Source organism: Nonomuraea fuscirosea (assembly GCF_035917475.1).
In the GTDB taxonomy this organism is placed as follows: Bacteria; Actinomycetota; Actinomycetes; order Streptosporangiales; family Streptosporangiaceae; genus Nonomuraea; species Nonomuraea fuscirosea.
In genome coordinates this window covers 3,234,084-3,252,686 of sequence record NZ_CP109074.1, presented here as the reverse complement: position 1 = coordinate 3,252,686, position 18,603 = coordinate 3,234,084, and the positions used below count along the sequence as shown (strand labels likewise).

The window sequence follows — 18,603 nt, the reverse complement described above, 5'->3', positions numbered from 1 at the left end:
ATGGCCGACGCCGGCGCGCGGGCCGGGGTCAGCCCTTCGAGCCGGTGAAGGCGATGCCGGCGACGAGATGCCGTTGCAGGACCACGAACAGCGCGATCACGGGCAGGGAGGCCACGACGGATCCGGCGAAGAGGATCGGGAAGTTGGTCTGGAACTGCCCCCGCAGCGAGGCGAGCCCGGCCGACAACGTCATCATCTCGGGGTCGGTGTTGACCACCAGCGGCCACAGCAGGCTGCTCCACGACCACATGACGGTCAGCAGGCCCAGCGCCAGCAGGCCCGGCCGGACCAGGGGCAGCATGATGTGCCAGTAGATCTGCAGCGGGTTGGCCCCGTCGAGGCGCGCGGCCTCGTCCAGTTCCCTGGGCAGGCTGAGGAAGAACTGCCGGAGCAGGAACGTGCCGAAGGCTCCGAAGACGCCCGGCGCGATCAGCGCCTGGAGGGTGTCGAGCCAGCCGAGCTCCTGCATGATCTCGTAGCGGGGGATGATGAACAGTTCTCCTGGCACCATGAGCACGGCCAGGAACAGCAGGAAGACGGGGCCCCGGCCGGGGAAGCGCAGCCGGGCGAAGGCGTAGGCGGCCAGCGAGCAGAGCAGCAGTTGCCCGGCGGTGACGGCCGCGCTGACCGCGACGGTGTTGAGGAACTGCCTGGCCAGCGGCACCGAGCGGAAGGCGTCGGCGAAGTTCGACCACTGCCAGGAAGGCGTGAACTTCGGCGGCACGCGCAGCGACTCGGGCAGGGTCTGCAGCGACACCACGACCTGCCAGGCGAAGGGCGCGAGCATGAGCAGCGCGCCCGCGGCCAGCAGCACGTGGGCCGGCCAGGTTCTGGGCCTATTCATGGTGCACCCACCTCTTCTGCAGCCTGAACTGGATCGCGGTCAGCACGAGGATCAGCCCGAGCAGCAGGACGGCGATCGCGGCGGCGAGCCCGCGCTGGTTGTACACGAAGCCCTTCTCGAAGAACAGGTAGACGATCGTGCGGCTGCCGCTCAGCGCCGGGCTCTTCAGGTCGATCATGAGGAAGACCAGGTCGAAGACCTGCAAGGCGTTGATCATGGTGATCACGATGACGAAGAAGGTGGTCGGTGTGAGCAGCGGGAGCGTGATGTGGAAAAACTGCCGCAGCCGTCCGGCGCCGTCGATCGAGGCCGCCTCGTAGTAGGGGCGCGGGATGCCCTGCAGCCCCGCCAGGAACAGCACGGCGTTGTAGCCGACGGTGCTCCAGACGCCGACGACGGCGATCGCGTAGATGGCGAAGTCGGGGTCGCCCACCCAGTAGGGCCCGTCGATCCCCACCTTGCTCAGCAGGTAGTTGATCGCGCCGAAGTCGCCGTTGAAAAGGTAGCGCCAGGTCAGGCCCACGGCGGCGGGCATGGTGACGACCGGCAGGAAGTACAGGGTCCGGTAGAGACCCAGGCCGCGCAGTCCCGGCACGTTGAGCAGGGCCGCGATCACCATGGCCAGCGGAACTCCCGCCAGCACCAGCACCGCGTACAGCAGAGTGTTACCGAGCGCGCCCAGCGTCTCCTCATCGCCGAGCAGTTCGGTGAAGTTGGCCGTCCCCACCCAGGTGTGGCCGCCGAAGACGCCGGACTCGGTGAAGCTGAGATAGATCGTCTGAACGATGGGCCACAGGTAGAAGACGGCCAGGCCCAGCGCCATGGGGGCGATGAGCAGGTAGCCCCATGCCCACTCGCGCGTGGAGTGCATCCGTTACTCCTCGGCCAGGATCTCGTTCATCCGCGTCGCGATCTCCTTGGCGACGTCGGCGACCGGCCGCTTGCCCGACCAGGCGTCGGCGAGCAGCTTGTTCTGGACGTCCTGCCACCGCGCGGTGTTGAGCGTGGCCGGGTAGGGCACGCCGTGCGGCATGGAGGCGTCGTAGGTCTCCTTCAGGTGGAAGGAGGGAAACGCCGCGAACCAGCCGTCCTGTGTCCCGGGGCGGACCGACAGGGCGCCGCCCCCGCTGTCGCTGAGGATCTTCTGGGCCTGATCGGAGGAGACGAATTCGGCGAAGGCCGCGGCCTCGCGCGGGTGCTCGCTCTTGGCCGAGACGGAGTTGGCCAGGCCGAGCAGGATGACGGCCTCTCGTGCGGGGCCCTTGGGCAGCGGGGCCACGTCGACCCGCGCGCGCATCTCGGGGTCGGCCCAGTAGGTGGAGGCGAACCAGACGCCGCCGTAGTACATGCCGTACTTGCCGGACTGGAAGAGCTGAATGGGGTCGGTGTCGGTGTAGACCTCGGCGACGGGGGCAAGCTTGTCCTCGATCAGGCCGGTCCAGAACTCCAGGCCCTGGATGGAGGCGGGGTCGTCGAAGCCGCTCTTCCCGCCGTCCGGCGAGAGCACGTGGCCGCCGGCCTGGATCATCGTGTTGTAGAAGCCGCCCTGGTCCCACATCGGGGCCAGGATGCCGAACTGCTGTTTCGCCGGGTCGGTCAGTTTCTTGGCCGCGGCTTTGACGTCGTCCCAGGTCCAGTCCGCGGTCGGGTACGCCACACCGGCCGCGTCGAAGATCTTCTTGTCGTACCAGAGGGCCGGGATGCTCACGTTGTGCGGCAGCGCGTACAGCTTGCCGTCGTGACGGTAGCCGTTCACGACCGCCTCGGGCAGGCCCGCCGCCTTGGACCCGTCGAGCGGGGCGATGACGCCGCCGTCGGCGTACAGGCGGACGTTGAGGCTGTTCATCCAGAAGACGTCGGGGGCGGCGCCGCCTGAGGCGGCCGTCTGGAGCTTGGTCCAGTACTGTTCCCACGGAGTGATCTCCAGCTTGACCGTCACCTTCGGGTTGGCCTGCTGGAAGGCGGCGATGATCTTCTCGGCGGCGGCCTGGTCGTTCTTGTCCCAGATGGCGTAGCTGATGGTGGCCTTGCCGTCGGCGGCCGGTTCCGCTGAGGCGCCGCAGCCGGCCGTGAGCACGGTCAGGCCGAGCAGTCCGGCCAGGGGGAGGCGAAAACGCATGGGGTTCTCCAGGTTGGGGGGTGGGTCAGGAGCGCAGGTTCGCGGTCCAGGCGGCGAGCTTGCCGTCGATCTCCGCCCTGGTCCGGGGGTGGCCGGGGGCGTCGGGACGTCGCTGCCAGGGATGCGGGCCGGCGGCCGGGCGGTATTCCACGCCCAGCGCGTCGAGCCGCTTCTCGTGCACGGCGAGGCGGGCGAGGAAGTCCTCGAAGTCACGCTCGCCGCTCCACACCGCCTCGGCGAAGGCGGCCAGGCGGGGGAAGGCCATGTAGTCGAGCAGGCGGGGCGAGTCGATGTGCTCGGTCCACAACGCCGCCTGGGCGCCGAGGATCCGGCCGCGCTCCTCGCCGGTGAGGCCGGCGGGGAACGGGTCGAAGGCGTGCACCGCCCGGAGGGACGTCACGCTGCCGATGGGCACCGGCTCCTGCTCGCCCTCGGCCTGGCGGAAGTCCAGGTAGGTCTCGGTGAAGGGCTGGACGACCACGTCGTGGCCGGCTCGCGCGGCCATGGCCGCGCACGTGTCGCCGCGCCAGGCGGCCACGGTGACTCCCGGCGGCAGACCGCCTTCCATGAGCTCGTCCCAGCCGAGCGGCTCGCGTCCCCTGGTCAGCAGGAAGTCGGTGAAGTGCCGCATCAGCCAGGTCTGCAGCTCGTCGGCGTCGCGCAGGCCCAGTTCGCGGATGCGTTCCTTGGCGGGGACGCTCTCGTTCCACTGGGTCTTGGGGACCTCGTCGCCGCCGACGCACACGTACCGGCCGGGGAAGAGCTCCAGGACCTCCTCCAGGACGTCGGTGAAGAAGGCGATCGTGCTGCCGGCGACGTTGAGCACGTTCTCGCCGACGCCCCATTCGGTACGCACGTCCAGCGGGGTCTCGAGATTGCCGAGCTCCGGGTAGGCGGCGATGGCGGCCTGGGTGTGGCCCGGCAGGTCGATCTCCGGGACGATCGTGACGAACCGGTCGGCGGCGTAGGAGACGATCTCCCGGATGTCGTCCTGGCTGTAGTGGCCGCCGTGCGGGCGCCCGTCGGAACGGCGGTTCCGCGCGGCTCCCAGCGGCGACTCGCGCCGCCAGGAGCCGACCTCCGTCAGCCTGGGGTACTTCCTGATCTCCAGCCGCCAGCCCTGGTCGTCGGTCAGGTGCAGGTGCAGGACGTTGAGCTTGTGCGCGGCCAGCAGGTCGATGTAGCGCAGGAGGTCGTTCTTGGGCAGGAAGTGGCGGGCCACGTCGATGAGACAGCCGCGCCAGCCGTGGCGGGGTGCGTCGGCGATCGTGGCGGCGGGGAGGGTCCATGTCCGGGTCCCCGTGCGTCCTTTGCGGAACGCGGCGGGGCCGAGGAACTGGCGCAGCGTCTGCGCCCCGTAGAAGGCGCCCGCCGCGGCCGTGGCCTCGACGAGCGCAGACTCCGCCGTGATCGTGAACCGGTACTCCTCCGGCCCCAGCCCTCCGGTCAGGCGGAACTCGATCCCGCCCGGCCCTTCGGGCAACGGCAGGCCGGTGGCCGGCTGAAGAGTCTCGCGCAGCCAGGCCGCGGCCCTGGCCAGCGGCGGATCGGCGGTCAGCGGGGTCGCGGCGGTCATGGTGAAGCGGCCCTCGGCCGGGGTGAGGCGGGACGGGGCGGGGATCGCCGCCAAGGGACGTGCCGGATTCGTCGTCACCGAGTGTGCACCGTCCGGATCTCGCGGGCCCGCTCGGCGGCCCCATCGGCGACGGCTGTGGTCATGGTCATTCCGCTCCCCGACTTATGGTGGAGTCCATAGATAGTCACGGATCAGCTCTTGCAGTCAAGACCCTCCGTACCGGATGATCCAGCTAGCGGAATCGCTTCGGATCGAAGATAACGCAGAGACCGACATTAGTAAGGAGCGACCTGTGCAGGTCAGCGGCGGTGACCTTCAGCGGCTGCGTCAGCTGAACTCGCTGGGCAGCATCCGCGCCCTGCGTGAGGCTTCCGGCCCGCTCACAGTGAGCGAGCTCGCGGCGCGCACCGGGCTGTCGCGCAACTCCGTCATCGACGTCATCACCGGCCTGCACGAATGCGGCTGGATCGCCGAAGTGGAGCCCGTTCCCGGCGGGATGGGCCGGCCCGCCAAGCGCTACCGCTTCCGCGCCGACGCCGGTCACGTGCTCGGCATCGACATAGGAGTGCACAAGGTCCTCGCCGTGATCACCGACCTGGCCGGCCGGACCGTGTCCAGCGGCCGGGTCGCCGTCGACCCGCACGCCGCCCGGCCCGAGCGCCTGGAGGCCGTGTGGCGGGCCGTCGACGCCGCGCTCGTCGCCTCGGGCCTGAGCGGGACCGACCTGTGGGGCGTCGCCGTCGGCAGCATCGGCGTCGTCGACCGGGAGGGCACGGTCACCCGCGTCGAATCCCTGCCCGACTGGCCAGGGGTCGACCTGGCCGGCCACCTCGGGCAGCGGCTGTCCTGCCCGATCACGGTCGAGAACGACAGCAAGCTGGCCGCTCTCGCCGAGCAGCGGCTGGGCGTCGCGGCGGGCGTCAGCGACCTGGTCTACCTGCACGCCGGCCGCCGGTCCGGGGCCGCGCTCATCCTCGGCGGCCGCCTGCACCACGGCTTCGGCGGCGCCACCGGTGAGGTCGGCCTCATGGAGATGACCGGCTGGCGCACCATGGCCACAGACCTGGAGAACTCTCCCGCCGCCCGGGGCGCCCCGCCCGAGGACGCCGCCAGGGTGGTCTTCACGGCCGCTCGCGCCGGCGATCCCGCCGCCCTGGCGGCCGTCGACGCCTACGCCCACCATCTCGCGCTCGGCACGGCCGCCATGGTCCTGACTCTGGACCCGGAACTGGTCGTCCTCGGCGGCGGTTTCTCCCGCTCGGCCGATGTCCTGCTGCCCGCCCTCCGGCGCGCCCTCGAACCCCACTGCCTGCGCGTCCCCGACATCCGGCCCTCGACGCTGGGCGAGGAATGCGCCGCACTCGGCGCGGCCTGCCTGGCGCTGACCCACGTGGACGAGCACTTCTTCTCGCCCGACGGTTCGATCTCCCGCCCCTCGGCGCCCCGACGCCTCGTCTGACCCACCCCCCTTCGCAGAAAGAGACGCCCATGCGCGGATCAGCCGTCCCTCCCCTGGCCGCCGCGGTCTTGGCCCTGACCGGCCTGCTCGCCCCGGTCTCCGCCGCCGCGGACCCCATCGCCTATCGCCCGCCCACTCCCAGGCCCGCCGCGTACCAGCTGGACTGCGACGGCGACGGGCCGGGCAGCACCTGCACGGTGCTCGCCACCGGCAGGCCGAGCCCCGGCCACGTGGAGGAGTTCGTCATCACCGTCAGGAGCGGCGAGCAGGTGTGGGCCCGCGACACCCTCTACAGCCGGGACGGGCACGCGCGCAGCCGTCCGTTCGTGCTGCCCGAGCAGGACGTGACGGTCAGGGCGCTGGTGACCTCTTTACCTGAGGGACACGCGGGCACGCCGCTGCGGCTGATGTCGTGGAACCTCTTCGTCGGCGGCACGATCAACGGCCAGGAGAAGACGGGCGAGAACCTCAGGCAGATGATCGAGTACCTCAACGACGTCGATCCCGACGTCCTGTTCGTCATCGAGGGCTACGGCTCGGGGCAGAAGATCCTCGACGGCCTGAACGCCGGGCGGCCGGCGGATGACCGGTTCACCGGCGTGCGGCTCACCAGGCCGGAGGACTACAGCGCCAACGGCGACAACCTGTGGCTCTACACGAAGCTGAAGGTCGAGAAGGTCTATCCGCGCTACGCCGACGCGGACATCTCCTCGTTCAACCTCGGCGGTGCCCGGCTTGGCCTGCCGGACGGCCGGCATGTCCACGCCTTCAGCATGTGGACCTGGCACGAGATCTCCGCCAACTGGGACGTGCACGAGGCGGCCGTGCAGAACCTCTACGGCCGGCCGCGGACGAAGACCGACGCCCAGCTCCTCGACGACGACCGCTTCCGTCGCGTCGCCATGGGCAGAGCCATCCTCGGCAAGGCCCTGCCGTCCTTCATCGGCGACGACGACGCACCCGTGCTCATGGGCGGCGACCTCAACGCCTGGCCGTACCTGGACTGGACCGACCAGTTCAGGAACGCGCGCGGGCACGCGGGGATGGTGCTGCCGTGGCCGCTGACCAAGATGTACGCCGACGCCGGCTTCGTCGACACCTTCCGTCACGCCAACCCCGACGCCGGACGGTATCCGGGCCGCACGTGGAGCTCGCTCAGCGGTTACCGCTCCGCGCCGGCCCGCATCGACTACATCTTCGCCCGCGGCGCCGTCCGCGTTCTCGGCTCCCGCATCGACGACCGCCGCCTGCCCGCCCACCAGGGCAGCGCCCTCGACCAGACGTACCCGTTCTACTCCGATCACAGCTCGGTCGTCACAGACGTGGTGATCCGCGGCAACGGAACGGGCCCCGACCGTCCGGTGGTCAGCGAGGAGCCCGAGCACGCCCCCGGCGTCTGGCCCGCCACCCCGCCCGGCACGCCGATCCCGCCGGCCGAGCTGAGCGCGACGGCGACCACCTTCAAGCCCGGTGCCGGCGAACCGTCCAGGGCGGTCGACGGCGACGTCACGACCGATTACCACTCCGACTATCCCGAGATCGCGCCTCAGCCGCACTTCGTCACGGTCGACCTCGGGCGGGTCAGGGAGCTGTCCGCGGTCCGGTTCCAGCCCAGGCTGGGCTACGACATGAACGGCACCGTGCTCAAGGGCGTGGTGCAGGTGAGTGACGACGGGACGACGTTCAGGGATGTCGAGCGGGTGGAGTGGCCGCGCATGACGGCGCCGAACGACGTCGACATGAAGGGCGTCCCGGCCAGGTACGTGCGGCTGCGCGTGGACTACGGCATGGGCGGCGCCTCCTCGCTCGCCGAGATCATCCCGTACGAGAAGTCCTGACGACGCCCGGCGCCGGCCCCTGCGGCGGCCGGGCGTCGTGCGGCATATGCCCAAGTGCATAAGGGTAAGGAGATCTCAGACTTCCGGTCGGCACCGCCGGCGCCGTCCGCCCGCTTCCCCCGAAGGCCAGTTGTCGTCGTGCCAGAGGGGACCCGTTCGGATGACCGTACAGAAGCAGCGTGCGGACGTGCCGCCGCCCAGCCCGCCGGCGCCGCCGGAGCGCGCGGGCCGGCTGATCGTCAGCTGGCTGACGTCGACCGACCACAAGGTGATCGGCTACCTGTACCTGATCACCTCCTACTCGTTCTTCACGCTGGCCGGGCTGATGGCGCTGGTGATCCGCAGCGAGCTGGCCCATCCCGGCCTGGCGCTGGTGAGCAACGAGCAGTACAACCAGTTGTTCACCATGCACGGCACGATCATGATGCTGCTGTTCGCCACCCCGTTGTTCGCGGGGTTCGCCAACGTGGTGATGCCGCTGCAGATCGGCTCGCCGGACGTGGCCTTTCCCCGGCTCAACGCGGTCAGTTACTGGTTGTTCCTGTTCGGCGGGCTGATGGTGGTCACCGGGTTCGTCAGCTCCGCCGGGGCGGCCAGTTTCGGCTGGACCGGCTACACGCCGCTGTCGCACGCGACCTTCTCCCCCGGCGTCGGAGGCGACCTGTGGGTCATGGGGCTGGCGCTGTCGGGCCTGGGCACGATCCTCGGCTCGGTCAACTTCGTCACCACGATCATCTGCATGCGGGCGCCGGGCATGACCATGTTCCGGATGTCGATCTTCACCTGGAACGTGCTGCTGACCAGCGTGCTCGTGCTGATGGCGTTCCCGGTGCTGGCGGCGGCGCTGCTGGCGCTGGAGGCCGACCGCAAGCTCGGCACGCACATCTACGACCCGGAGAACGGCGGGCCGATGTTGTGGCAGCATCTGTTCTGGTTCTTCGGCCACCCCGAGGTGTACATCATCGCGCTGCCGTTCTTCGGGATCATCACCGAGGTCATCCCGGTCTTCAGCCGCAAACCGGTGTTCGGTTACATCGGCCTGGTCGGCGCCACCATCGCCATCGCCGGGCTGTCGATGACGGTGTGGGCGCACCACATGTTCGCCACCGGGCAGGTGCTGCTGCCCTTCTTCTCCTTCTTCACCTTCCTCATCGCGGTGCCGACGGGGGTGAAGTTCTTCAACTGGATCGGCACGATGTGGCGCGGGCATCTGACGTTCCAGACGCCGATGATGTTCGCGATCGGGTTTCTCGTCACCTTCCTGCTCGGCGGGCTGACCGGCGTCATTCTCGGTTCGCCGCCGCTGGACTTCCACCTGCACGACTCGTACTTCGTCGTCGCGCATTTCCATTACGTGGTCTTCGGCACGGTGGTGTTCGCGATGTTCTCCGGATTCTATTTCTGGTGGCCGAAGATGACCGGCAAGATGCTGAACGACACCATCGGGCAATGGCATTTCTGGCTGCTGTTCATCGGGTTCCACACCACGTTCCTGATCCAGCACTGGATCGGCGTGCTCGGCATGCCGCGCCGCTACGCCGACTACAGCGCCGCCGACGGTTTCACCCTGCTCAACCAGATCTCGTCCGTCGGGGCGTTCATCCTGGGCGCCTCGACGCTGCCGTTCCTCTACAACGTCTGGTACACGTGGCGTCACGGGAAGAAGGTCACCGTCGATGACCCCTGGGGCTTCAGCAATTCCCTGGAATGGGCCACCTCGTGCCCGCCGCCCCGGCACAACTTCACCAGCATGCCGCGCATCCGTTCGGAACGGCCCGCGTTCGACATCCACTATCCGCACAGCAGGGCCGGCGCCGCCGAACTGGACTGAGCACGAGGACGCTCGCCCGGTGCCGATCAATGTGGTGGAATGGCGCTCGGAACGACCTCTCGCACGGCACGGGGCGGCGCGACGACTGCGTCGGTGCCGGCCGGAAAGGCAGCGTCCATGTCCAGCGCGCAGTTGTACGACACCATCGGAGCCAGCTACACCGTCACCCGGCGTACCGAACCGCGCATCGCGGCGCAGATCGAGGCCGCGCTCGGCGACGCCAGGACGGTGCTGAACGTCGGGGCCGGCACCGGCTCCTACGAGCCTTCCGACCGTTACGTCCTCGCGGTCGAACCGTCGGCGCTCATGCGCTCGCAGCGCCGCCCCGGCGCGGCGCCCTGCCTGATCGGGTCGGCCGAGCGGCTGCCGTTCGACGACGGGTCCTTCGACGCCGCGATGTCCGTCGCCTCCATCCACCACTGGCCCGACCCGATCGCGGGCCTGCGCGAACTGCGCCGGGTCGCCCGCCGGGTGGTGGTGTTCACGCACGACACCACCGAGGCCGGCTGGCTGCACCGGTTCTGGCTCACCCGCGACTACCTGCCCGAGGTCGGGGACCTGGTGTCCGGCCGGCCCTCGATCACCGAACTGGCCGACGCGATCGGCGCCAGGACGGAGCCGGTGCCCATCCCGTGGGACTGCGCCGACGGCTTCTTCGAGGCCTACTGGCGCCGGCCGGAGGCGTACCTGGACGAGCAGGTCCGCCGCGGAATGTCGGTCTGGACCAAGGTCGGGCCGCAGGCCGAACAACGCGCGGTGCACGCCCTCCGCACCGACCTCGACTCGGGCCGCTGGGCCGCCCGCAACGCCGACCTCACCGACCTCGACACGGCCGAACTCGGCCTCCGCCTCCTGATCGCCTGACGGGGCTGCGAGCGGGGTCAGGTGAGGGGCTGCTCCTCGGTGGGGCAGGTGCCGGGCCACAGGTGGAGCCGGCGCAGGTCGTTCTCGCTGTAGACGCGCTGCCCGCCGACCCGGCGCACCGGGGTGGCGAAGAGGCCCTCCTTCTCGTAGAAGCGCAGGGTGTGCACGCTGAGGCCGGTGCGTTCCGCGGCCTGGCCGACGGTGAAGGACGTGGACGGCATGTGCCCCAGCCAGTCCGACCCGCGCCCGCGCGTGGACGTCAACACGTCGGCGGTCCGCCCGCTCGGCCGGCCGGTCCGGCCCCGCGCCGCCGCGTCACCCGGCCGTGGCGATGCCGTTGAGCAGTGCCAGCTCCTCCTCGCTCAGCCGCAGGCCGCCCGCGGCGATGTTCTCCTCCAGGTGGGTACGGTCGCCGGTGCCGGGGATGGCGAGGACGTGGTCGCCGCGGTGCAGGGTCCAGGCGAGCCGGACCTGCGCCGGGGTCGCGCCGTGGGCCGCGGCGACCTTGGCGACCTCGTTCTCGCCGGTCGTGTCGTGCCCTCCGTTCCCGGCGGCGCCGGGGAGGCCACCGGGCACGGCGGCCGCGACGGCGAAGAAGGGCACGAAGGCGATGCCGTGCCGGCCGCACAGGTCGACCAGGGCGTCGTCCTGCCGGTCCGTCAGGCCGTACCGGTTCTGCACGCAGACCACCGGCGCGATCTCCATCGCCTCGGCCAGCTGCTCCGCCCCGATGTTGGAGATGCCGAGATGCCGGATCAGTCCCGCCTCGCGCAGTTCGGCCAGGGCGCCGAAGTGCTCGGCCACGGAGCCGGCCTCTCTCTCCAGCCCGGCGCCCCAGCGCAGGTTGACGACGTCGAGGCAGTCGAGCCCGAGCTGGCGGATGTTCTCCTCGACCTGGGAGCGCAGCTGGTCCGGCCGCGCGTACTCGAACGCGCCGTCACGGGACCGCCCCGCGCCCACCTTCGTGGTGATGACCAGCTCGTCGGGGTACGGCTGCAGCGCCGTGCTGATCAGCTCGTTGACCGAGCGGGTGGGCAGGAAGTAGAAGGCCGCGGTGTCGATGTGGTCGACGCCGAACTCGATGGCGCGGCGCAGCAGGGCGACGGAGTCGGCGCGGTCCCTGGGCCGCTCGTCCCAGGGCATGCCGGCCAGGCGCATCGCGCCGTACCCGATCCGGTTGACGGTGCGGTCGCCGAGGCGCCAGGTGCCCGCCGCGGCGGCGGACGGGGTGCTGTTCAGGTTGCTGTCGATCGTCATGAGTCCAGCCTGCGGGCAGCGCTCGCCACCCGTACGGGAATGGCAACAAGCTGCCGGGCCGCCCACGGCGCGGACCGCTGAGGCAGAATCAGTGGTGTGCTGACGAGCGACGAACTCACGCGCGTGAGCGAGACGGTCACGATCGTGTACGGCGAAGAGGAGCTGTTCCGGCGGGCGGGACATCTGTTCACGGCCGCCACCGACTTCGCCTGCGCGGCCGACGGCCTCGCCGGCTGGATGACCGACCACCGGGCGGACACGCTCGCCGCGGCGACGAAGAGCCACATGCGCGGCATGCGCGTCCGCAAGCTCTACCGGCCCGAGCTGCTGCTCAACTCGGCGTCCGCGCGCGAGCTGGCGCGGCGCCGCGACGAGTTCGGCGCGCAGATCCGCATCACCACCGAGGAGATCAACGAGACGGTCGTCCTCGACCGCCGGGTGGTGATCCTGGCGGGCGACCTCAAGGCCGGCCGGCGCGGCTACAGCGTGATCAGCCAGCCGGAGATCGTCCAGGGGGTGATGTCGCTGTTCGAGACGGCCTGGCGGTCGGCGACCGACCTCGCGGTCTACGACGCCCAGGTGGCCGAGATCCGCGAGCTCGCGCCCTCGGTGCTCGACCTGCTCAGCGAGGGGGTCAAGGACGAGGCGGCCGCCCGCAGGCTCGGCCTGGGCGTGCGCACCTACCGGCGCCGGGTGGCCGAGCTGATGGCCGCGCTCGGCGCCGAGTCGCGGTTCCAGGCCGGCGTACGGGCCCGCGAGCTCGGCCTGGTGTAGCCCGGCATACCGGCGGCATACCGGCGTCTCCTAGGCTGACGCGCGCTCGTTCACGATCATGCCGAAGGAAGTCTCGTGTCCCGTCTCGCGTTCTCAGGGCTCATCGCCGTGCTGCTGTCCCTGCTCCCCGGTGTGGCTCGGGCCGAGACCCCCGCCGTGATGGGGACCGCGGGGAACCTCATCCGCGAGGCGCAACCGCGGGCCGACGGGATCAGGCACGTCGACTCCAAGGCGATGATCGCGGGGTTGAAGGCGCTCAACGCCAACACGTACGTCTACCCGATGGCCGGCGACAACGTGCACTGGGACGACCTGCGCCGCGAGTTCCTGCCGGCAGCGGCCGCCGCCGGGATCGACGTCTGGGTGCTGGTGTACTCGCCGAGCCAGGCGGTCTGCTGCGTCTCCCGGCCGTACAAGCACGACTACGTGACCTGGGCCCGCGAGATCGCCACCGCCTCCAAGAGCCATCCGAACCTGACCGGCTGGACCGTGGACGACTACGGTTACGATCTCAAGACGTTCACGCTGGCGTACGTCAAGCAGATGACCGCGGCCGCCGAGGCGGTCAACCCGTCGCTGAAGTTCGTCCCCACCGTCTACTACGGCCAGTTCACCGACGCGTTCATCGCCGAGCAGATCCCGCTGCTGGACGGAGTCGTCTTCCCCTTCCGGGACGAGCCGCATCGGGACACCTCGTGGACGTGGAGCCTGTCGTACCAGGTCAAGCAGCTCGCGAAGCGGCTTCCCGGCACGGACGTCTACCTGATGCCGTACGCCCACCCGCTCAGCCACGCTGCCCAGAAGCCGACGGTCGCCTACGTCGAGGCCGTCACCAGGAAGTCCCTGGAACACGTCCGCGCCGGGGAACTCGCCGGGGTCGTGCAGTACAAGCTTCCCTTCCTCGCCGCCGACGCCGGCTGGACGCGTCCCGCGACCGACAACCTGGCCCGCACCGGCGACGGGCGGCTGAGCTTCGTCGTCCAGACGAAGACCGCCACCGAGGCGGGCATGTCGTGCGGCGCGAGCCGGCAGGTCAAGCTGACGTCCGGCGCGGCCAAGCGGAGCGTGAGCTTCTGGCACCGGGACGGCCGGGGCGCCGGGCACCCCGCCGGATACCACGTCAAGCAGCTGCTGCTCAACGGCCGGGTGGTGTGGCAGCAGGACGTCACCGCCGACGGCACCGCCTGGCAGCGGGTCACGGTCGACCTGACGGCCGCGCTCGCCGGGGCGACGAGCGCGACGCTGGAGTGGCGGCTGTACGAGCGCAAGGGTGTGAGCGACTACTTCGTCGACGCCGGTGTGGACGACATCGTGGCCACGGGTCTGCAGCTGAGCGACCCCGGCGTGGAGAACGCCGTCGTGTGGACCGCGGGCCTGGTCAGGAAGGGCGGTCCGGTCTACTGTTCCGCCCAGGTGTACCACCAGGACTACGGCGCCGAGCTCGGCGCGCGACTGGCCGGGCTGTACGCCGCCGCGTAGCCGTACGGGATCCTCGCCCGGATCGGGACGCGAGCGGCTTGCGTCTCAAGTGGCTTGAGGTAGCACAGTGGCATCCATGAGCGACCGTGAGCTGTACCCCATCGGCGACGCCGCCCGCCGCAGCGGGCTGAGCGTGAGCGCCGTCCGGTTCTACGCCGATGCCGGCCTCATCGAGCCCACCCGGCTGAACGAGGCCGGTCACCGGATGTACGACATCCAGGCCATCGCCCGGCTGGAGCTCGTCCGCACCCTGCGTGAGCTGGACACCGACCTGGCCGAGATCCGCCGCCTGCTCGACGGCGGCACGACCCTGCACGACCTGCTCACGACGCACCTCGGGATCGTCGAGCGCCAGGAGCGCACCCTGCGGGCCAGGCGGGCGGTGCTCAGGACGCTGATCAAGCAGGGCGGCACGACCGCTCAGGCCGATCTGATGCACAAGCTCGTCTCGATGACGGACGAGGAACGCGAGCGGACCATCGACGACTTCTGGAACGAGGTCGGCGCGAACCTCGACGTGCCCGACGGCTTCGTGGACCGGTTGCGGGCGATGCGCCCGGTCCTGCCGGCGGATCCGACGGCCGCCCAGCTCGAAGCCTGGATCGAGCTGGCCGACCTGGTGTCGGATCCGGCGTTCCGCGACGCGGTCCGCGCCTACCTGCGGGACACGTACGCGGCGCCGGAGGCCAGGACGCTGGCGACCGGGCCGTTCCAGGAGTTCATGCACGGGAGCGGGGCCGCGCTCATGGAGGAGCTGCTCGCCGCGCACCGTGCGGGCGAGTCGCCCCTGTCCGGCCGCGTGCAGCGGACGGTCACCCTCTTCCTGGAGGCGGTCACCGCGCTGTCCGGCACGCCCCTCACGGCCGAGGCCCGTGACCGGATGGCCGACGGTTACCGGCAGATTCCCGGCATCCTCCGTCAGCTGGACGAGGAGGACGCCGCCGCCGGCGGGCCCGGGTACGGCGACACCCACGGCCGGTACCTGGCCCTGGTGGCGGCGATCAACGGGACCACCGGGCAGGACCACGACCCCATCCCCTACGTCTGGATCGCCGACGCCATGCAGGCCGTCCAGCCCGTGTGATCCGGAGGTGCGGATCAGCGGGTCACCGGCTGCCTCAGGATCGTCCTGGGCTCGGGATCGGTGAACGCGGTCAGGTAGATCTCGTGGTGCGGGCCGTTGCGGGCAAGACCGTGCTCGGCCATGAACGCGTCCATCACGTCGAGCGACGCCTTCTCCTCGCTGTAGGGGCCTTCGTGCAGCAGCTCGACGCACTCGCCCTCGGTGAACGTGACCACCTGCACGCGGTCCACGGCCGCGCAGGACGCGCGGGCCCGTTCACGCGCCGACTCGGCCGCCCCCGGATCAGGCGTGGCGGGCAGCGGCAGCAGCAGGTGCCAGCGCCACTGGTCGCGCGGCACCTCCAGCGGCTGCCGGGAGGTGTCCTCCACCCACCACCGGCCTTCCAGCGGGCTCGCGGCACCGCCCATCGCGGCGGCCACGGCGTACAGGGCGCCGATGGCGGAGACGTGCTCGGCGCCGCCGGGCTCGCCCATGCCGGTCACGTTCAGGCAGGTGACGGGGCCGCAGTGGACCACGCGCGGGGTCATCGTTCCTCCAGGGGGATCATCAGGTGGGTGATCAGCCGGTCGGGCGGGGTGGTGGCCGGGTCGGACACGTACACCTCGCGGATCGGGCCGCGGACGGGACACAGCCGCTCGGCGCACCACGACAGCAGCGCGTGCGCGGTCAGCCCGACCTGGTCGTACGGGCCGACGTGGGTGGCTCGGGCGAACCGGCCGCCCGGCAGCACGTCGAGCTCGGCCCCCGGCACCGGCTCCTCGCTGACCAGCGCGACGGTGACGGGAACGGGCTCGCCGAAGTCGAGCGGGAACAGGCCGATGAGCTCGGGAGCGGCGACGGGCGCCGCCGCGGCCAGCAGGCCGGCGACGGCGGCCGAGGTGGCCCGGCCGATGTCGGACGAGTCCGCCGCCGTGGTGGTGACCACCGCCACCCGCCGCGCCGGCTCCGTGACCACCGTGACGGGGGCGGACGGCAGGCCCTCCGCCATGACGCGCTCCAGGGCACCCAGCGTCGACCGGCGCCTGGCCAGCTCGGCCTCCAGCCGTTCGTGCACCCCTTCCAGTACGCCGGAGCTGCCGGACAACACCTGCGCGATGACCGCGAGCGGCACGTCGAGCGAGCGCAGCAGCCCGATCGACAGCGCGTCGCGCGCCTGCTGGGGCCGGTAGTAGCGGTAGCCGGTGTGCTCGTCCACGTACGCGGGCACCAGCAGCCCGAGCTCGGCGTAGTGCCGCAACTGTTTGACGCTCAGCCGGCCGAGCCTGGCGAACTGCCCGATCGGCAGCAGGTCCTCGTCCATGCCCCCAGCATGGCGTCTCCCTCGGAGGGAGAGTCCAGCCCACTGTCGTATCGCTCCCGTACGTCCCGCTTGCTTATAACCTGTGACGTCATCGGACAGCGAGACGGGACGGCGATGAGCGGATCGGCGGCGGAGCTCTGCACCACCAAGGCGGACATCGCCTACCTGCGGGTCAAGGAGCTGATCCTGTCCGGGACGCTGGCTCCTGGGTCGGTGATCGCCCAGGCCGGGCTCGCCCGTGACATCGGCATCAGCACCACTCCGCTGCGTGAGGCGCTGCGCCGGCTCAAGAGCGAGGGGCTGGTGGAGCTCGACGCCCACCGGGACGCCCGCGTGGCGCCCCTGTCCGCCGAGGAGGCCCGCGACCTGCTGGAGCTGCGCCGCAGCCTCGATCCGCTGGCCGTCGCGCTGGCCGCGGAACGGCGCACCAGGGCCGACATCGCCGCCATACGCGCCGCCCACGAGGGTTTGGCGCCGCTGCCCGGCGACCCGGCCCGCGAGCGGTTCGCCGCCCACCGGGCGTTCCACGCCGCCCTCTACGCCGCCTCGCACAACGATCTGCTCGTCCAGTCGCTCGACGGCCTGTGGGACAAGTCCGACCGCTACCGCCGCCTCGCCCTGGCGTCGGGACGCGACCGGCGGAACCGCGACCGTACGGCCGCCGAGCACGAATCCCTGCTGGAGTACGTGATCGCCGGGGACGCCGACGCGGCGGCGGCCGTCATGCGCGAGCACGTCGACACCAGCCTCGGCGCCCAGGCCGCCCGGCGCCTGCACCGGGCCGCGGCGAGCCCCGCCGGCCAGAAGAGGGACGGCGTCAGGCCCGGCAGCTGATCTCCATGCCGTCCTCCACCGGAAACTCGACGGTGACGTAGCCGTTTCCCGGGTCGCGGACGTAGGCCAGGTACTCGGCCATGCTCGCGAAGCTGCTGTCGTCGGCGGCGACGAGGGCACCGGGAGCGAGACGGTCTTCGAGCAGCCGCAGCACCGGCAGGCAGAGGTCCTTCCAGCCGTCGAGCAGCAGCAGGCCGATGGGCCCCTCGATGCCGGCCAGGGTCTCGAGCGCGTCGCCCGCCAGGACCGTCACGTGCCCGGCCAGGCCGGCCCGCTCCAGGTTCGCGCGCGCGGCCTCGACCTTGACCTGGCTGAGCTCGGTCGTCCACACGTGGCCGGTGCCGTTGTCGGCGACCGCGGCGGCCAGGTGGATGGTGGAGATGCCGTACGAGGTGCCGAACTCGACGACCGTCCCGGGACGGCCGTGGCGGGCGAGCGTGTAGAGCAGCCGGCCGGCCGACCTGGAGATCGGCATGTACTCCCCCGCCAGCGCGTCGGCCCGCTGTCTCGCCGACGCCTCGGCGATGGGGATGTCCAGCGGCCACGGCGCGGGATCGGCCTCCTCCCGGTCGGCGGCGGCGAAGAGCCGGTCGAGCACGGCGGCGGTCTCGGGTGTGCTGAGTGTGTTCATGACCGCTACCGTAGACGCACCGTTGCGTCTAGGCAAGGTGATAGGCTGAGGCGATCGACGGAAGGGAACCCGATGGGCGCTGACGCCGGCGGCACCACCGACAAACGCGGCGCCACCACGGCCAGACACACCGGCAACCGGCACGGCCGCAGCGAGGAGGCCCGCCAGAGCGTGCTGGAGGCGGCCGACGACCTGCTGGTGGAGGTCGGCTACACCCGGCTGACCATCGAGGGGATCGCCGAGCGCGCGGGCGTGGCCAAGCAGACGATCTACCGCTGGTGGCCGTCGAAGAACGACATCCTGATGGACGCGTTCGTCCAGGACGTCGCCGAGGACCTCGTCCCGGCGGACACCTCCGACCTGCGGCGGGACCTGCGCGCTCATGCCCGGAAGGTCGCCCTCTTCCTGACGAAGTCCGACGCCGGCGCGGTCTTCCGCGCGCTCACCGCGCAGGCCCAGCACGACCCCGCGCTCGCCGCGCGGCTGCGTGCCGAGCACCTCGGGAAGCAGCGCGGTTACGACCGGCTCCCCTTCGAGCGCGCGGTCGCCCGTGGCGCGCTCGATCCGGGCGCCGACCTCGATCTCGCCGTGGACCAGGTCATGGGGCCCGTCTACTACCGCGTCCTGGTCACCGGCCAGAGCGTGCCGGAGGAGTTCACCGACACGCTCGTGGACGCCGTGCTCGACCGGCTCACCGGCGCCTGACCCGCACC

Annotated in this window: 19 protein-coding genes; 9 read left to right on the top strand and 10 right to left on the bottom strand. The window is 71.0% G+C overall.

Going from position 1 to position 18,603, the window contains the following annotated elements; genetic code table 11:
* Positions 1–28: 28 nt before the first annotated feature.
* Genes OIE67_RS14700 through OIE67_RS14685 form a run of 4 tightly spaced genes read right to left on the bottom strand, consistent with a single transcriptional unit; the run spans position 29 to position 4,617 of the window.
* Positions 29–844 carry a carbohydrate ABC transporter permease gene (locus OIE67_RS14700; protein ID WP_326640519.1) on the bottom strand — a complete coding sequence of 272 codons (816 nt, stop codon included), beginning with the start codon at positions 842–844 and terminating at the stop codon, positions 29–31.
* Positions 837–1,715, bottom strand: coding sequence for a carbohydrate ABC transporter permease (locus OIE67_RS14695; protein WP_326640517.1), 879 nt, complete (start codon positions 1,713–1,715; stop codon positions 837–839). Before OIE67_RS14695 ends, OIE67_RS14700 begins: the two co-directional genes overlap by 8 nt.
* A gap of 3 nt (positions 1,716–1,718) precedes the next feature.
* A complete protein-coding gene (locus OIE67_RS14690; RefSeq protein WP_106251277.1) occupies positions 1,719–2,963 on the bottom strand; it encodes an ABC transporter substrate-binding protein in 1,245 nt (414 codons plus the stop codon).
* A 25-nt stretch (positions 2,964–2,988) separates the two neighbouring features.
* Positions 2,989–4,617 carry a beta-N-acetylhexosaminidase gene (locus tag OIE67_RS14685; protein ID WP_326640514.1) on the bottom strand — a complete coding sequence of 543 codons (1,629 nt, stop codon included), beginning with the start codon at positions 4,615–4,617 and terminating at the stop codon, positions 2,989–2,991.
* 214 nt (positions 4,618–4,831) lie between these two features.
* Here OIE67_RS14685 and OIE67_RS14680 point away from each other — a divergent pair, with 214 nt between their 5' ends.
* Entirely contained in the window at positions 4,832–5,998 is a 1,167-nt protein-coding gene (locus OIE67_RS14680) for an ROK family transcriptional regulator (RefSeq protein ID WP_326640512.1), read from the top strand.
* Between the two features lie 121 nt (positions 5,999–6,119).
* On the opposite strand, the gene OIE67_RS14675 is transcribed toward OIE67_RS14680, so the two are convergent.
* A complete protein-coding gene (locus OIE67_RS14675) occupies positions 6,120–6,245 on the bottom strand; it encodes a hypothetical protein (protein ID WP_326640510.1) in 126 nt (41 codons plus the stop codon).
* 115 nt (positions 6,246–6,360) lie between these two features.
* Between OIE67_RS14675 and OIE67_RS14670 the strand changes: the two genes are divergently transcribed.
* The 3 genes from OIE67_RS14670 (at position 6,361) to OIE67_RS14660 (ending at position 10,531) form a co-directional block, all read left to right on the top strand.
* Positions 6,361–7,836, top strand: a complete 1,476-nt coding sequence (locus OIE67_RS14670; protein ID WP_326640508.1) for a discoidin domain-containing protein — start codon at positions 6,361–6,363, stop codon at positions 7,834–7,836.
* 160 nt (positions 7,837–7,996) lie between these two features.
* Positions 7,997–9,667, top strand: a complete 1,671-nt coding sequence (ctaD, locus tag OIE67_RS14665) for an aa3-type cytochrome oxidase subunit I (RefSeq protein WP_326640506.1) — start codon at positions 7,997–7,999, stop codon at positions 9,665–9,667.
* A 117-nt stretch (positions 9,668–9,784) separates the two neighbouring features.
* Positions 9,785–10,531 (top strand): class I SAM-dependent methyltransferase, encoded by a 747-nt coding sequence (locus OIE67_RS14660; RefSeq protein WP_326640504.1) that lies wholly within the window; start codon positions 9,785–9,787, stop codon positions 10,529–10,531.
* A gap of 17 nt (positions 10,532–10,548) precedes the next feature.
* Here OIE67_RS14660 and OIE67_RS14655 read toward each other — a convergent pair whose 3' ends face one another.
* Together OIE67_RS14655 and OIE67_RS14650 are read right to left on the bottom strand one after the other, a co-directional pair.
* Complete coding sequence (locus tag OIE67_RS14655) at positions 10,549–10,752, bottom strand: MerR family DNA-binding transcriptional regulator (RefSeq protein WP_326640502.1); 204 nt, start codon at positions 10,750–10,752, stop codon at positions 10,549–10,551.
* A 94-nt stretch (positions 10,753–10,846) separates the two neighbouring features.
* Positions 10,847–11,788, bottom strand: a complete 942-nt coding sequence (locus tag OIE67_RS14650) for an oxidoreductase (RefSeq protein ID WP_326640500.1) — start codon at positions 11,786–11,788, stop codon at positions 10,847–10,849.
* 96 nt (positions 11,789–11,884) lie between these two features.
* Between OIE67_RS14650 and OIE67_RS14645 the strand changes: the two genes are divergently transcribed.
* The 3 genes from OIE67_RS14645 to OIE67_RS14635 all read left to right on the top strand — a co-directional run bounded on the left by OIE67_RS14645 (position 11,885) and on the right by OIE67_RS14635 (position 15,125).
* Positions 11,885–12,562 (top strand): DNA-binding response regulator, encoded by a 678-nt coding sequence (locus OIE67_RS14645; RefSeq protein ID WP_326640498.1) that lies wholly within the window; start codon positions 11,885–11,887, stop codon positions 12,560–12,562.
* 75 nt (positions 12,563–12,637) lie between these two features.
* Entirely contained in the window at positions 12,638–14,041 is a 1,404-nt protein-coding gene (locus OIE67_RS14640) for a hypothetical protein (protein ID WP_326640496.1), read from the top strand.
* A 76-nt stretch (positions 14,042–14,117) separates the two neighbouring features.
* Positions 14,118–15,125 (top strand): MerR family transcriptional regulator, encoded by a 1,008-nt coding sequence (locus OIE67_RS14635; RefSeq protein WP_326640494.1) that lies wholly within the window; start codon positions 14,118–14,120, stop codon positions 15,123–15,125.
* Between the two features lie 14 nt (positions 15,126–15,139).
* Here the strand turns inward: OIE67_RS14635 and OIE67_RS14630 are convergent, their stop codons facing one another.
* Both OIE67_RS14630 and OIE67_RS14625 read right to left on the bottom strand, forming a co-directional pair.
* Entirely contained in the window at positions 15,140–15,652 is a 513-nt protein-coding gene (locus OIE67_RS14630) for a GyrI-like domain-containing protein (protein WP_326640492.1), read from the bottom strand.
* Positions 15,649–16,425: a MerR family transcriptional regulator gene (locus OIE67_RS14625; RefSeq protein ID WP_326640490.1), complete on the bottom strand. Its 777-nt coding sequence runs from the start codon at positions 16,423–16,425 to the stop codon at positions 15,649–15,651. The genes OIE67_RS14630 and OIE67_RS14625 overlap by 4 nt, the downstream gene beginning before the upstream one ends.
* 114 nt (positions 16,426–16,539) lie before the next feature.
* Between OIE67_RS14625 and OIE67_RS14620 the strand changes: the two genes are divergently transcribed.
* On the top strand, positions 16,540–17,259 hold the full coding sequence (locus OIE67_RS14620; RefSeq protein WP_326640488.1) for a GntR family transcriptional regulator: 720 nt from the start codon (positions 16,540–16,542) through the stop codon (positions 17,257–17,259).
* Here the strand turns inward: OIE67_RS14620 and OIE67_RS14615 are convergent.
* Positions 17,243–17,890, bottom strand: a complete 648-nt coding sequence (locus OIE67_RS14615; RefSeq protein WP_326640486.1) for an O-methyltransferase — start codon at positions 17,888–17,890, stop codon at positions 17,243–17,245. The genes OIE67_RS14620 and OIE67_RS14615 overlap by 17 nt on opposite strands.
* 72 nt (positions 17,891–17,962) lie before the next feature.
* Here OIE67_RS14615 and OIE67_RS14610 point away from each other — a divergent pair, with 72 nt between their 5' ends.
* Positions 17,963–18,595 (top strand): TetR/AcrR family transcriptional regulator, encoded by a 633-nt coding sequence (locus OIE67_RS14610; RefSeq protein ID WP_326640484.1) that lies wholly within the window; start codon positions 17,963–17,965, stop codon positions 18,593–18,595.
* Positions 18,596–18,603 lie beyond the last annotated feature (8 nt).

Bases quoted from the DNA above. Each gene is read 5' to 3' on its own strand.
- ctaD (WP_326640506.1), top strand. From the start codon at position 7,997: ATGACCGTACAGAAGCAGCGTGCGGACGTGCCGCCGCCCAGCCCGCCG.
- OIE67_RS14660 (WP_326640504.1), top strand. From the start codon at position 9,785: ATGTCCAGCGCGCAGTTGTACGACACCATCGGAGCCAGCTACACCGTC.
- OIE67_RS14675 (WP_326640510.1), bottom strand. From the start codon at position 6,245: ATGACGAACTCCTCCACGTGGCCGGGGCTCGGCCTGCCGGTGGCGAGC.
- OIE67_RS14620 (WP_326640488.1), top strand. From the start codon at position 16,540: ATGAGCGGATCGGCGGCGGAGCTCTGCACCACCAAGGCGGACATCGCC.
- OIE67_RS14650 (WP_326640500.1), bottom strand. From the start codon at position 11,788: ATGACGATCGACAGCAACCTGAACAGCACCCCGTCCGCCGCCGCGGCG.
- OIE67_RS14630 (WP_326640492.1), bottom strand. From the start codon at position 15,652: ATGACCCCGCGCGTGGTCCACTGCGGCCCCGTCACCTGCCTGAACGTG.
- OIE67_RS14695 (WP_326640517.1), bottom strand. From the start codon at position 1,715: ATGCACTCCACGCGCGAGTGGGCATGGGGCTACCTGCTCATCGCCCCC.
- OIE67_RS14615 (WP_326640486.1), bottom strand. From the start codon at position 17,890: ATGAACACACTCAGCACACCCGAGACCGCCGCCGTGCTCGACCGGCTC.
- OIE67_RS14610 (WP_326640484.1), top strand. From the start codon at position 17,963: ATGGGCGCTGACGCCGGCGGCACCACCGACAAACGCGGCGCCACCACG.
- OIE67_RS14655 (WP_326640502.1), bottom strand. From the start codon at position 10,752: ATGCCGTCCACGTCCTTCACCGTCGGCCAGGCCGCGGAACGCACCGGC.
- OIE67_RS14690 (WP_106251277.1), bottom strand. From the start codon at position 2,963: ATGCGTTTTCGCCTCCCCCTGGCCGGACTGCTCGGCCTGACCGTGCTC.
- OIE67_RS14635 (WP_326640494.1), top strand. From the start codon at position 14,118: ATGAGCGACCGTGAGCTGTACCCCATCGGCGACGCCGCCCGCCGCAGC.
- OIE67_RS14700 (WP_326640519.1), bottom strand. From the start codon at position 844: ATGAATAGGCCCAGAACCTGGCCGGCCCACGTGCTGCTGGCCGCGGGC.
- OIE67_RS14625 (WP_326640490.1), bottom strand. From the start codon at position 16,425: ATGGACGAGGACCTGCTGCCGATCGGGCAGTTCGCCAGGCTCGGCCGG.